Origin of the sequence: Comamonas sp. 23 (genome assembly GCF_049601575.1) — a bacterium.
GTDB lineage: Bacteria > Pseudomonadota > Gammaproteobacteria > Burkholderiales > Burkholderiaceae_C > Comamonas > Comamonas squillarum.
This window is the reverse complement of the sequence record NZ_CP187127.1, coordinates 2,440,527-2,453,702: the sequence shown is the minus strand read 5'-3', so window position 1 is coordinate 2,453,702 and position 13,176 is coordinate 2,440,527. Positions and strand designations below refer to the sequence as shown.

The following is a 13,176-nucleotide window of genomic DNA, read 5'->3' as shown; positions in this document are numbered from 1 at the left end:
GCCATGAACAAGGACTCGCTCGCCCCCCACAGCGCAGGCTCCGCGCCCGAGAGCCCCTCGCTGGCTGACCTGCTCACCCCCAGGCCCGGGCAGGCCCGGCCTGCGCCGGCCGATGCCAGCGAGCGCCCGGCCCTGCGCGCCGTACCACCTTCACTGACCCCAGTGCCTGCCACCGCCAACCCCGCAGGCGACAGCCCGGCCACCGTGCCGCTGCCGCTGCTGCTGGTGCAGGCGCCCGCGCCGCAGGGCGCGCTGGCGCTGGCCTGGATGCAGCGGCTGCTGGGCGGCGCCCAGCCCCATGTCGCTCCCAGCCTGTATACGGTGGCCGAGCAAGTGCAGCAGCTGCAGCCCCAGGCGGTGCTGGTGCAGTTTGACAGCGCCAATGTCGATGCGGCCACTGCGCTGGTGGCCCAGCTGCAGCAGGCCTTTCCGCATATCCCGCGCCTGGCGATTGGCCATGCGCAGGACGCCCCATGCCTGCTGGCAGCATTGCGCGCCGGCGTGCAGGATTTTCTGGATCTGGATGCACCGCTGGACCCGGCCCAGCGAGTGGTGAGCCAATTGCTGGCCCGCCCCGCTGCCGTAGACCAGCGCCGTGCCGATGCCGCGCCCATCACCGCACTGCTCTCGGCCCGGGCCGGCTTGGGCTGCAGCCTGCTGGCATCGCACCTGGCCTGGCATCTGCAAGAGGGCCTGAGCCCTGCGCGCAGCGGCAAGGCTGCTGTGCCAGCCAGCCACACCGCCGATGGGCAGAGCTTGCATGCCTTGCTGCTGGACATGGGTGCTTCCGGCGGTGACTGCGCCATCTACCTCAACACCCCGGGCGAGTTCAGCCTGGCCGATGCGCTCAGCCAGCAGCGGCGCCTGGACAAGCGCATGGCGGCCAGCGCGCTGTCGCGCCACCCCAGCGGCCTGCGGCTGCTGACCATGCCCCGCCATGCCGCGTTGCCAGCGGCCGGAGAGATCGACGCACTGGTCCAGCGCCTGGGCCAGTATTTTGAGCACCTGGTGCTGGACCTGGGCGCAGACACGCCCCTGCCGGTGCTGGCCGAGGTGCTGCCCCAGGCCAGCCAGATCTGGCTGGTCTGCGACCAGAGCGTGGCCAGCGTGGTCTGGACTGCCGAGCTCCTGCAGCAACTGCAGGCCATCGGCATTGCACCCGAGCGCATCGAGCTGATTGTGAACCGCCATGACAGCCGGCTGGAGCTGGCGGCCAGCCACATGGCGGCGCAGTTGCAACTGCCGTTGCTTGGCAGCATTCCCGAGCGCCGCCGGCCACTGATGCAGGAGGTCAACCGGGGCCTGCTGCTGCAGGCACAGCGCCGCAGCGAGCCCTATGTGAAGGCGGTCGGCCAGCTCGCCGACCAGCTGCTGGCCGCGCACCATCCACAGCGTGTGGGCCACCGCAGCGGCGCGGCCGGGCCCTTGCAACACCTTCTCCAGCGCCTGCGCGGACACTGAAAACCACCATGACGACCACGGACTACACCACCTCCGCCGCCGCTGCCAGCGAGAACCTGCAGCATGCCCAGCTGCTTGCCGATCTCAAGAACCATGCCTATGAGCACCTGCTCAGCCGCATTGAGGAGCTGGGGGCGGAGTTTGGCCGCTGGTCCCAGGCGGCGATTGCGCAGTTTGTGAAGCTCGAGCTCGACAGTTTTATCCGCCTGCATGCGGTGCCGGTCAATGAGCAAGAGGCCCGCCAGGTGGCCGAGGCGCTCAGCCGTGAGCTCACCGGCCTGGGCCCGCTGCAGCCGCTCCTGGAAGATGCGCGCGTCGAGGACATCCTCATCAATGGCTACCGCGACATCTATGTCTCGCGCGGCGGCATACTCGAGCGCGAAGCCTCGCACTTCAAGGACGACGAGCATGTGCTGCGCATTGTGCGGCGCATTCTGGCGCCGCTGGGGCGGCGCCTGGACGAATCCAGCCCCATGGTCGATGCCCGCCTGCCCGATGGCGGCCGCATCAATGTGATCATCGGCCCGCTGGCCATCGACGGCCCCACGGTCTCGATCCGCAAGTTCCGCAAGGACCCGCTCACGCCCAAAGACCTGGTCGAGCTGGGCAGCTTCAGCGAAGACATCTGCCGCATTCTGGAGATGGCCGTCAAGGCACGCTGCAACATCCTGGTGAGCGGCGGCACCAGCTCGGGCAAGACCTCCTTGCTCAACGCCCTGGCCAGCTTTATCCCGAGCAACGAGCGCATCGTGACCATCGAGGACACCGCCGAGCTCGCCCTCAACCACAGCCATGTGGTGCGGCTGGAGAGCCGCCCGGGCAGCTTCGATGGCTCGGGCCATGTGAGCATCCGCGACCTGCTGGTCAACAGCCTGCGCATGCGGCCCGATCGCATCATCGTTGGCGAAGTGCGCAGCGGCGAAGTGCTGGAGCTGCTCCAGGCGATGAACACCGGCCACGATGGCTCGATGGGCACCATCCATGCCAGCTCGCCGCGCGAATGCCTCTACCGCGCCGAGATGCTGGCCGGCTTTGCCGGCTTTCAGGGCAGCGAAGTGAGCCTGCGCCGCCAGATTGCCAATGCGGTGGACTTTATCGTGCAGATCGGCCGCCTCTCCAACGGCCGCCGGCGCCTGCTGTCGCTGACCGAGGTGACCGGCATGACGGACAACATGATCTCCACCCAGGAGCTCTACCGCTACGAGGCCCAGACCGGCCCCGACGGCCAGGAGCAGGACCACTGGATCTCCATGGGCATCTCGCCGCATTCGCCCAAATTGCTGGCCTGGTGGCGGGGCCAGCAGCAGGCCGGCAGCGGCGGAGGACAGCGATGAACATCCACCCAGTCGTTTTGGTCATCGCCGCCCTCGCCTGCGCGCTGCTGGCCCTGGCGCTGTGGCTGTTCTCCCGTGCGCGCCAGCAGCAGGCCCGGCAATCGATTGCCGGCCATATGCAGCGCAGCCGCGATATCCAGCGCGATCTGCTGGCCCCCTCAGCCGCCGCCCCGATGCCGGGCATGGCAGCCGACCCCAGAGCTTCTGCAGCCTTGCCTGCTGCGCTCACGCCCTCGGCCTCGGCCTCGGCACGGCAATGGTTGTATGACCATCTGGGCTATGGCGCCTGGGGCATTACGCCACGGGGTCTGGCCATGATTGCTGCAGTGGGCGTCGTGCTGGCCATGCTGATTGCGATGCAGGCCGGCGCACTTTTGGGCCTGATGGTGCTGGCCGTCTATGCGCTGCTGACCTGGTTTGGCATCTGGCACCGGGTGAGCAAGCGCCGCGCCAAGATGCTCTCGCTGCTGCCGGGCTTTCTGGACAATATGGTGCGGCTGATCTCCATCGGCAACTCGCCCCACGCCGCCTTCCAGTTTGCCAGCGGCAATGTGCCCGAGCCGCTGGGCAGCGCCTTGCAGCATGTCAATGCGTCCCTCAGCGTCTCGCCCGATCTGGGCCAGGCGATGACACAGCTGGAGCGCACCTGGAAGCTGGCCGAATTTGGGCTGCTCGCTGCGGTCTTCCGCATGAGCACGCGCTATGGCGGCCGGGTGGACCAGGTGCTCGAACGTGTGTCCGCCTATATCCGCGACCGCCAATCGGCCGAGCGCGAGCTCCATTCCCTCTCGACCGAGGTGCGTCTTTCAGCCTGGATCCTGGCCTTGCTGCCCATCATCGTGGGCAGCTTGATCATGCTGCTCAACCAGGGCTACTTCCTGCGGCTGTGGCAAGACAGTACCGGCCAAAAAATGATCTTTATCGCAGCAGGCCTGGAAGTATTTGGCTCCTTTCTGCTGTACCGGCTGGCACGCCTGAAATAGGGAGTCCGACTGATGTCTCGACCCACATTCCTGAACGACCGCCGTTATTCGCCTCCTCCAGAGCCTGTTTGCTGCACGGAGGATTGCCGATGACCAGCGATCAACTGTGGATTGCCAGCCTGGTGCTGGCTGCGCTGGGGCTGCTGATGCTCGCAGGCAGGCTGCTGCTGCGCCAGCACCGCAGCGAACGCACCGAGTTGCGCGTCGCGCAGTTGCTGCGGCAGCGCGAGGCGACAGCTGCGGTGATTCAACCCTTCCCCATACCCGGGCTGCAAGCGCTGCCAAGCTCCGCATCGCAAAGTGAGCAAGAAGCGGCCCAGCAGATGATCGATCGTCTCAAGCCGCCTGCCTGGTTGGACACCGGACTGGCAAAGGCCTTGTTTGCGGACGAGGACCGCAAGCTCATGGAGCAGGCAGGCATCGAGATGGCACGTGGCGCCTTCACATTTGTCACCAGCCGCATCTTGCTGTGCCTGGCCCTGCCTGTGTTGGCGCTGCTAATTTTCGAGCCACAGGGCACCACCGCCGTGTTCCAAGGCTTTGTAGCTTTCAGCCTGGGCCTGATGCTGCCCAAGTGGATTTTGCGCTCCAAGGCAACGACACGCCGCAAGCAAGTCGTCGAAGAACTACCCCTGTTTGTTGACCTGCTGCGCCTGCTGCAGGGCGTGGGCCTGAGCATTGACCAGAGCCTGCATATTCTGGCCTCTGAGTTTGGCAGTGTGCTGCGCGTGCTGAGCGCCGAGCTGGGCCTGGCCAATCGGCTCTACAGCTCGGGCCGCACGCGTGAGCAGTCGCTGCAGCGCCTGGCGATGCTGGGCGCGGACGACGACATGAGTGCCGTGGTCAACCTGCTGGTGCAGGTGGACCGGCATGGCGGCGCAGTGCAAGAGCCGCTGCGCGAGTTCAGCCTACGCCTGCGCGAGAAGCGCCAGGCCAATTTCAAGGAAAAGATCGGCACGATCACGGTCAAGATGACCGGCGTGATGGTGCTGACCTTGCTGCCCGCCTTGATCGTGATTACCGCAGGGCCTGGCTTTACCGCGGTGATCCGCTCACTGTCGGCGATAGGAGGGAAATAACTATGCGCCATCACCTCAGCAACACCCGAACAAGTTCAATGCCGCTGCTGGCCTTGGCCGCTGCGCTGCTGACCGGCTGCGCCTCCAAAGGCCCGCAAGGTTATGGCGCCGCCGAACAAAGCACGGCAGCCCAAGCCCAGCAGCAAATGGAAAAGGCCGCGCAGCTGACCCAGATCGATCCGCAGCAGACTTATCTGAACCTGATTCGCCAGATGCAGCAGGCCAACCAGTGGTATGCGTCGCTGGCGCATACGCAGGCCTTTGAGCGCCAGTACGGCAGCCAGCCGCAGATCCGGCTGATGCGCGCCGATGCACTGCGCAATACCGGCCAGGGCCCATTGGCCGAGCAAGGCTACCAGGCGCTGCTGGCCGACCCCGACAGCAGCACCGTGGCCCGCGCGCGGCGCGGCCTGGGCCTGCTGTATGCCAGCCAGGCCCAGTACCCCAATGCCATTGCGCAACTCGAGATGGCGCGCCAGATCAACCCCATTGATGCCGATGTGCTGAGCGACCTGGCCTACGCCCATATGCTGGACGGCCAGACCGAGGCCGCCCATCTGCCAGTGTTGCAGGCAGCGCAGCTGGCCCCGGGCAATGCCCGGGTGCAGCTCAACCTGGCCCTCTACCTGATGGCCAGCGACCAGAAGGCACAGGCCTCGCAACTGCTGCAACGCCTGAGCCAGCCCGCCACCAAGAATGTGCCCGCGCTGATCGACGCGAACTCGATGCAGACCTTGCAGGCCCAACTGCAGACCGTGCAAACCGCCATGCGCCGGCGCAACGGGGGTGAGCTGCCAGCGCCAGTACCGGCTGCGGCGGCGCCCTTGGTGGACGGCGCAGCACTTGCGGTCAGCCCGCTTCCAGCTGTGGCTACAGACCCGATCGCGGCGCCGGCTGCAACGCCATCTGCAGGGCCTGCTGCCGGCCCTGGGACTGCCGTGCCCACGGCCTTGCGCAGCACAGCCGCTGGCAACGACAGCCCGCACATCACCAATACCCCGGCACGCCCCATTGCGCCTTAGCACCACCAGGAGTAACTCATGTCTCAGTCCCTTTCTCTCCCCACCTGGCGTTCCGTGCTGCTGGGCCTTGCTGCTTGTGCGGGATTCTCGGTCACCGCGGTGCGTGCCGAATCCAGCCGCGCCGTGGCATCGGTCCAAGCCGAGGTGCCCAGCCTGGAGATGACACGGCCAGCGCATGTGGTGGAGATCGCCGAGCGCGCCTCGCCCGCCACGCAGCCCTATATTCCGCTGGCCACGGAGAACAGCAATCCTTCGCTGGAGAACCCCGTCATCTGGCGCAGCCGCCCGCTCATCATCGGCAACGCCACCGAGCGCCTGCTGGCCATGCAGACCGCATCGCCCGGCGTACACCCCCGCGCCATCGATGGCGAGCAGGCCAGCCGCAGCTACCAGCGCTACCTCAAGAGCTTTGAGACCAAGATCCCCGAGCGCTTTGAGACCGGCATGGATGTGAAGCAGTAACACTTACCGCCCAGGAGCCCGCCATGCGCCCGCACCCCACCCCGTTCATGCACCGCTGCAGGCGTTCGCGCCAGCAGCGCGGGGTATATGCGTTGGAGTGGGCGATCATCTTCCCGGTGTTTTTTGTGCTGCTCTACGGCATCGTCTGCTATGGCCTCACCTTTCTGGTGCGCCAGTCCATGCAGTACGCGGTCGAAGAAGGCGCCCGGGCGGCACTGCGCTACCCCAGCTCCACGATCATCGGCAGCAACCCGCCCACCTGGGCCTTTCGCAGCTTGCAGGCGCGCCGCACCACGGCCAATGCGCTCAGCTGGCTGCCCGCCGAGCTGCGGCCCGCCGAGGGCGATATCGACTTCACCCTTTGCCACCTGGCAGACACTGCCTGCAACCAGGACACTGCGCTCAATCCCGCGCTCGACTGCAATATCGAGACCCCTTGCCTGGTGCTGGTCAGCTACCGCATCGCCAACTACCGCCAGGGCGCGATTGCGCCGGCGATCCCGGGGCTGGGTCTCATACTGCCGGCCAGCCTGCAGGCCCAGGCCAGCTTGTTGGTTGACAGGAGGATGCTATGAAGCAGCCCTGCACCAGCCGCTGCGCAGGCGCACCGGGACCGCAGCGTGGCGTCGCGGCCATCGAGTTTGCCTTGATTGCGGTCTTCATGATCGTCATGCTGCTGGGCCTGACGGTGTACTGGCGGGCGTTCCAGGCGCAGCAGTCGCTCACGCGGGCAGCAGGAGATGGCGCGCGCGCCATTTTGGGTGTGCTGGCAGCGGGGGTCAGCGACCCCTGCCACCCCACGCAGGCCGCAGCCAACCGCGCCACCATCCAGCTGCGGGTGCTGCAATCGGTGCGCTCCAGCCTGGAGCGCAGTGACGTACCCGGTACCGTGGCCGACCAGCTCACGGTCAGCCCCATCCAGTGGCAAGCGGCCTGCCCCAGCACAGGCACCGGCAGCGCCACCTTTGAGCTGCGCTACCAGCTCGCGCCATTGTTTGGCACGCAGAGCGTGTGGGTCACCGAGCCCCGGCAGCTCTATGAAAAAAGCGTGGTGCACTTTGCATCGCTGCTGTAAGGAGGATCTGCACCATGTCCGCCTGTAGCCCCCTATCCCTCCAACGCGCCCTGCCCTTGGCCCAGCGCGGCGCCGTGCTGCTGCAGTTTGCGCTGCTCGCCGCGGTGCTGGTCACCTTGCTGGGCACTGTGCAGATTGGCTATATGTACTACGCCAAACGCGATCTGCAGCGCATCGCCGATGTGGCCGCGCTCGAAGCGGTCAATGCCATCACCTATGGCAACTCGGCCACCTGCGGGCTCGGCCAGGCGGCAGCCAACCAAAGCGTGACCACCCAGCTACGCCTGTCGCTGGACAATGAGCAGCGCCGCATCGACTGCGGCCACTGGGACAGCAGCAAGGCCGATGCGCTGCGCTTTGGCCTGGGCAGCAGCCCGATGAACGCGGTGCGCGTGCAGCTGCAAGGCGAGGTGCTGCAGCTGCTGCCCTTTGTGGGCTCGCGCCTGGTGGCAGCGGCTGCGACCGCCGCCAAGGACAGCGAGCCGGTGGCCGCGTTCTCGATCGGCTCGCAGCTGCTGCGCTTCAACAACAATGGCCTGCTGGGCCGCATCACCGCGCTGGTGGGGCTGGATATCCAGCGGCTCACCATCCTCGACAAGGACGGCATCGCCAATGCCAAGATCACGCCTTCGGGCCTGCTCAAGGTGCTGGGCCTGCCCATTGGCGTCAACGACCTGGCGTTGCTCACCCCCAATGACCTGGCCAATGTGAATGCCTCGGTGATCGACCTGATCGACGCGGCGATCAATGCCGGCAGCGACAGCCTGCTCAATGCCGGCGTCGACATTGCTGCGCTGGTCGATCTGCGCGCCTACCTGGCGGCCTTTCAGCTTGCCAACATCAAGCTGCCGCTGGGCGGTGACAAGGGCCTGCTGGCCGTCATCTCCGCAGGGGGCGCTGCCTCGCCCATCGGCGCGGGACTCGATGCCGCCATCGGCCTGGGCGACCTGGTGCGCACCCACCTGGTCGCTGCCAACGGCACCAACAGCGTGGCGCTGGGCCTGGGGCTGCCGGGCATTCTGGACGCCAACCTCACCGTGGTGGAGCCGCCACGCAATGCCATCGGCCCGGCCAATGGCCAGACCAAGGCGCGCAGCGCCCAGGTGCGCCTGACCGTCAACATCGGTGAGCAAAAGAATGTCAGCACGCCCGGCTTGCTCACTGCACTGCTGGGTAACCTGCTGGGTATCCGCGTGCACATCCCCATTCAGGTCGATCTGGTGCGAAGCACCGGCACGCTCGAAGCCATCCAGTGCACCCCCGCCCGCAATGACCGGCGGGCCAATATCTCCGTGCGCTCGGCAATTGGTGACGTCTGCATTGGCCAGCTCAATGCCAATGGCGTTTGCCAAAAGACCGAGCTGGTGGACCTGAACCTGCTCAACCTGCTGGGCGGGCTGCGCGTGCAAAGCAAGCTGTCTACGTCGCTGCTGCAAGGCGCCAGCTACACATCGCCGCCCAATGCCCAGGCCTGCCCCTACAACAGCAGCAATGTGGACGAATGCCTGGTCGGCATGCAGGTGGACGTGGAGCGCTCCAGCGGCCCCAATGGGCTGCGGCTTGGCACAACAGTCAGCAATTTGTTGAAGCAGGTGCCGGCACTGGTGGGGGATGTGCAAAACGCCGAGTACTACGGCGTGCTGGGCGGCCTGCTTGGCGGGCTGCTGGGCGGTTTGCTCGGCGGGCTCAATGCGCTGCTCAATGTGATCGTCACGGTCGTGAGCGCCCTGCTAGCGCCCCTGCTCAACACCATTGGCGGCGCGCTGGACCTGCTGCTGCAAGGCCTGGGCATCGAGCTGGGCCGCGCCAGCGTGGATCTGCTGGGCATCCAGTGCGATACCGCCCAGATCGTGCAATGAAGACAGGAGTGAGCGCAGCGACATGAAGAACCGAGGGAATAGAACGTGAATCAGAACGATTTGGTCATCTACGTCTGGGAAGGCCAAGCGGACATTGCAGAGCGCGTGGAGCGCTGCATGGTCAACTTGGATGTGGACGTGGTGCGCGCCGATGGCCTGAACCTGTCGCCCGTGGTGGCGCAGGGGGGCAACGCCATTGCCGTGGTGAGTGTGTCGGTGCTGGAAGGTGCGCGCTTTACGCGCCAGGGGATCGAGGGCAATTTTGGCGGCATGCCGGTGCTGTGGGTCAGCGCCAAGCCGCGTGGCGAAGGGCCGGGCACCTATGCCACCGAGTACTCCCATGTGCTGCCCTTTGACTTTACCGGCGCCGAGCTGCGCGCGATGCTGGTGCGCATTGTGCGGCGGCTGCAAAGCACCAAGCACAAGCAGCCGCGGGGCGACGACATCATCGCCGAGGCCGAGTGCATGCTGGCCCTGCTGCGCGATGTGGACACCTTTGCCGACTGCGAGCACAGCGTGCTGATCTTTGGCGAGACGGGCACCGGCAAGGAGCGCGTGGCCGAACGCCTGCATGAGCGCAACACGCACTACGGCCAGGGGCCCTTTGTCGTGGTCAACTGCGGCGCGATCCCCGACGGCCTCTTTGAGTCGCTGTTCTTTGGCCATGCCAAGGGCTCGTTCACCGGTGCGGTGACGGCGCACAAGGGCTTTTTTGAGCAGGCCAATGGCGGCACTCTGTTTCTTGATGAAATCGCCGACCTGCCGCTCTACCAGCAGGTCAAGCTGCTGCGCGTGCTCGAAGAGCGCACGGTCACCCGGCTGGGCGCCACGTCTCCGGTGGCGCTGGATTTCCGCCTGGTGGCGGCCACCAACAAATCGCTGCGCGAGCTGGTGCATGCCGGGCGCTTCCGCGCCGATCTGTTCTTTCGCCTGGCGGTGATCGAGCTGCAGATGCCCAGCCTCGAAGAGCGGGGCGAGGCCGACAAGCTGGCCATCTTCAACAGCATCTTGCGCAAGGTAGTGGGCGAGGAGATGATGGAGCGCCTGGGCGGGCCGCCGATGTTCATTCTCGATGCGATTGCGCAGATGTACTTCCCCGGCAATGTGCGCGAGCTGCGCAACCTCGCCGAGCGCATTGGCGTAGCCGCCCGCCAGACCCAGGACTGGCATGCCGGCGGCGCCACCGATCGCCTCTTGCAGCAGGCCCAGAGCCTGTCGGCGGCGACCTTTCCGCTGGAGACCGCTGCGGCCGGACCGCTGCTGGCCGAGCGCGGCAACTGGGACCAGGAAGAACGCAACCGCATCATCGAAGCGCTGCATGCCAACAGCTGGAAGCGCCAGAACACCGCCCAGCAGATGGGCATCAGCCGCAAGGTGCTGTGGGAGAAGATGCGCAAATACCAGATCTCGGACGGCGAGCCGCTCGTGCCCTTGGCACCGGCCGCTACGCATGCCAATGACCACCTGCCCCTGTGACCCTTGACCCCGACCTTTTGCCGACCATGACAGACAAACCTCTGATCGTTTTTGTAGGTGCGGTCTACCCGAGCCAGTACAGCCTGCTGTGCAGCCACCTGCGTGCCCAGGGCATCGCAGATGCCTGGTTCATGACCACGCCCGGCCACAAGGCCAACCACGAAAAGCACTGCGACCACCTGCTGTCGTTCCAGCCCGACGGCCTGATCGTCGGCCCCCAGAGCTACTACTACTCGGACAAGGTCGAGCGCTCGGCGCGCATCTGCCGGGGCGTGCTCAAGGCGCTGGAAGACTTTGAAACCGCCCAGGGCCGCAAGATCGATGTGGTCGTCGCCCATTCGCTGTGGGGCGCGCCCAATTGGCTCTATGGCGAGCTGCAAGCCGCCATCATCAGCTATATCGAGTTCCCCAGCTACCTGGCCCATGGCTGGGATGCCGCCTACCCGCCCGACCAGGCCCAGCGCCTGGGCGACCGCAACACCGAAATGCTGAGCTTTCACCAGGTGCTGTGCAGCGACCTGACCATCGTGCCCAGCGCCTATGCGCGCTCGATGTTCCCGCCGCTATTGCAGGACCGGATTGCGGTGCAGTTCGAGGGCTTTGATATCCAGCCGCCGCTGCGCAATTTCGGCACGGCCAGCGATGAAGCATCCAAATCGGGCGGCGGCGGCAAGCCCTTTACGATCGCGTTCTCGGCGCGCGATCTCTCGAGCGCCAAGGGCTTTGAGACCTATATCCGGCTGGTGGACCGCATGGTGCGCGAAGGCGATGGCCAGAACACCCGCTTTATCGCCATAGGGGATGCCAAGGCCTCTACCTATGGCTATGAGCAGCAATGGGTGGAGCGGCGCTACGGCGGCAAGGTGGAAAGCTTTCGCGACCACCTGCTCAAGGTCTACCCCGCCGCCGATGTGATCGAGTTCCCCGGCCACCTGCCCTATGCGCAGTTCTCGGCGCTGCTCGCCGAGGTCGATCTCTTCCTCTACCCGCTGCGCTATGGCGTGGCCAACTGGGGGCTGATGGAGATCCTGGCGCGCGGGGGCTGCGTGATTGGCTCCAACTGGGGCTTTGCGCCAGAGCTGATCACCCATAACGTCAACGGCCTCCTGCTGCCCGACAACGACGACGACTGGATTGAGGCGATACGGCAGCTGCGCCGCGACCCGGCCCGGCGCCAGCGCTATGCCCTGGCCGCGCTGGAGACCGGCAAGGCCTACCATATCGCCAAGGTGGCGCCCCGCTTTATGGCGCTGTTTGCGCGGGCCATGGCCAACCGCAAGGCGCCGCTGGTGGCGCCGCGCTGACCGGAGCTGTTATCTAGACCGCTTGCTTCCAACGCGCGAAGCCCTGTGCGCGCAACGCGCATGCTGGGCATTCGCCGCAGCCATAGCCCCAGTCATGGCGCTCGCTGCGGTCGCCCTGGTAGCAGGTATGGGTGTCTTCCTGCACCAGCGCGGTCAGGGCGTCGCCGCCCAGCTCTTGCGCCAGCTGCCAGGTGGCCGCCTTGTCAATCCACATCAAAGGCGTCTCCACCACCAGCTGCCGGCCCAGGCCCAGGCTGAGCGCCACCTGCATGGCCTTCATCGTGTTATCGCGGCAGTCGGGGTAGCCGGAGAAGTCGGTCTCGCACATGCCGCCGACCAGCACCGTGCACTGGCGGCGGTAAGCCACCGCAGAGGCCAAGGTCAAAAACACCAGGTTGCGCGCCGGCACAAAGGTATTGGGCAGGCCGTCGGCCTGGTAGGTCAGCGCGGCGTCGCGGGTCAGCGCCGTATCGCTGATCTGGCCGAGCACATCAATATTGAGCAGGTGGTCCTCACCCAGCTTCGCCGCCCACTGCGGGAACTGCGCGCGCAGGTGAGCCAGCACGGTGCTGCGGCACTCCAGCTCCACCCGGTGGTTCTGGCCGTAGTCAAAGCCAATCGTTTCGACCTGGGCATAGCGGCTCAAGGCCCAAGCCAGGCAGACGGTGGAATCCTGTCCACCCGAAAAAAGTACCAGCGCCTTGGCGTCTTGCATGCTGCGCTTCTCCATCCATCAAAAATCAAAAAACCAGGCTTGTGTTGGCAGGGGCCAGACTCAGCGCCCGCCCCAGGCCGTGCTGGCATCGGTGAGCGCATCGCTGCGCGTGGCCGAGAGTATCGCGTCGAGCAGGCCGGGAAAACGGGCATCGAGGTCCTCGCGCCGCAGCGACAGCAGGTTCTCGCGCCCCACGGGGCGCTGCCAGATCACGCCGCTGCTGCGCAGCACGCGCCAGTGGTGCGTCATGGTCGATTTGGTCTGGTCGCGCAAAAGCGCCGTGCAGCTGCGCTCCTGGCCATCGGCCAGCACACGCACGACCGCCAGGCGCGTGGGGTTGCCCAGGGCGGTGAGCACATTTTCCAAATGGATCTGCGCAGCTTCAGGGTGGTGAGGGATCATCCGG

Annotated in this window: 13 protein-coding genes; 11 read left to right on the top strand and 2 right to left on the bottom strand. The window is 66.1% G+C overall.

Annotated elements, in window-relative coordinates:
* Positions 1–3: 3 nt before the first annotated feature.
* The 11 genes from ACPEE1_RS11030 (at position 4) to ACPEE1_RS10980 (ending at position 12,055) form a co-directional block, all read left to right on the top strand.
* On the top strand, positions 4–1,461 hold the full coding sequence (locus ACPEE1_RS11030) for a pilus assembly protein CpaE (RefSeq protein WP_423936348.1): 1,458 nt from the start codon (positions 4–6) through the stop codon (positions 1,459–1,461).
* Positions 1,462–1,469: 8 nt separating this feature from the next.
* Entirely contained in the window at positions 1,470–2,795 is a 1,326-nt protein-coding gene (locus ACPEE1_RS11025) for a CpaF family protein (RefSeq protein ID WP_182341801.1), read from the top strand.
* Positions 2,792–3,778, top strand: a complete 987-nt coding sequence (locus tag ACPEE1_RS11020) for a type II secretion system F family protein (protein ID WP_116924057.1) — start codon at positions 2,792–2,794, stop codon at positions 3,776–3,778. Before ACPEE1_RS11025 ends, ACPEE1_RS11020 begins: the two co-directional genes overlap by 4 nt.
* Positions 3,779–3,867: 89 nt before the next feature.
* Positions 3,868–4,857: a type II secretion system F family protein gene (locus tag ACPEE1_RS11015; protein WP_116924058.1), complete on the top strand. Its 990-nt coding sequence runs from the start codon at positions 3,868–3,870 to the stop codon at positions 4,855–4,857.
* A gap of 2 nt (positions 4,858–4,859) precedes the next feature.
* Positions 4,860–5,879, top strand: a complete 1,020-nt coding sequence (locus tag ACPEE1_RS11010; RefSeq protein ID WP_423936345.1) for a tetratricopeptide repeat protein — start codon at positions 4,860–4,862, stop codon at positions 5,877–5,879.
* Between the two features lie 18 nt (positions 5,880–5,897).
* A complete protein-coding gene (locus ACPEE1_RS11005) occupies positions 5,898–6,341 on the top strand; it encodes a DUF3613 domain-containing protein (RefSeq protein ID WP_232539363.1) in 444 nt (147 codons plus the stop codon).
* A gap of 23 nt (positions 6,342–6,364) precedes the next feature.
* Positions 6,365–6,916, top strand: a complete 552-nt coding sequence (locus ACPEE1_RS11000) for a TadE/TadG family type IV pilus assembly protein (protein ID WP_116924060.1) — start codon at positions 6,365–6,367, stop codon at positions 6,914–6,916.
* Positions 6,913–7,416 carry a TadE/TadG family type IV pilus assembly protein gene (locus ACPEE1_RS10995; protein ID WP_116924061.1) on the top strand — a complete coding sequence of 168 codons (504 nt, stop codon included), beginning with the start codon at positions 6,913–6,915 and terminating at the stop codon, positions 7,414–7,416. Before ACPEE1_RS11000 ends, ACPEE1_RS10995 begins: the two co-directional genes overlap by 4 nt.
* Positions 7,417–7,430: 14 nt before the next feature.
* Entirely contained in the window at positions 7,431–9,275 is a 1,845-nt protein-coding gene (locus tag ACPEE1_RS10990; RefSeq protein ID WP_182341805.1) for a TadG family pilus assembly protein, read from the top strand.
* A 45-nt stretch (positions 9,276–9,320) separates the two neighbouring features.
* A complete protein-coding gene (locus ACPEE1_RS10985) occupies positions 9,321–10,751 on the top strand; it encodes a sigma 54-interacting transcriptional regulator (protein WP_116924063.1) in 1,431 nt (476 codons plus the stop codon).
* A gap of 26 nt (positions 10,752–10,777) precedes the next feature.
* Complete coding sequence (locus ACPEE1_RS10980) at positions 10,778–12,055, top strand: glycosyltransferase (protein WP_423936341.1); 1,278 nt, start codon at positions 10,778–10,780, stop codon at positions 12,053–12,055.
* Between the two features lie 13 nt (positions 12,056–12,068).
* On the opposite strand, the gene queC is transcribed toward ACPEE1_RS10980, so the two are convergent.
* On the bottom strand, positions 12,069–12,770 hold the full coding sequence (queC, locus tag ACPEE1_RS10975; RefSeq protein WP_182341812.1) for a 7-cyano-7-deazaguanine synthase QueC: 702 nt from the start codon (positions 12,768–12,770) through the stop codon (positions 12,069–12,071).
* Positions 12,771–12,830: 60 nt separating this feature from the next.
* Positions 12,831–13,172 carry an ArsR/SmtB family transcription factor gene (locus ACPEE1_RS10970; protein WP_182345724.1) on the bottom strand — a complete coding sequence of 114 codons (342 nt, stop codon included), beginning with the start codon at positions 13,170–13,172 and terminating at the stop codon, positions 12,831–12,833.
* Positions 13,173–13,176: the final 4 nt, after the last annotated feature.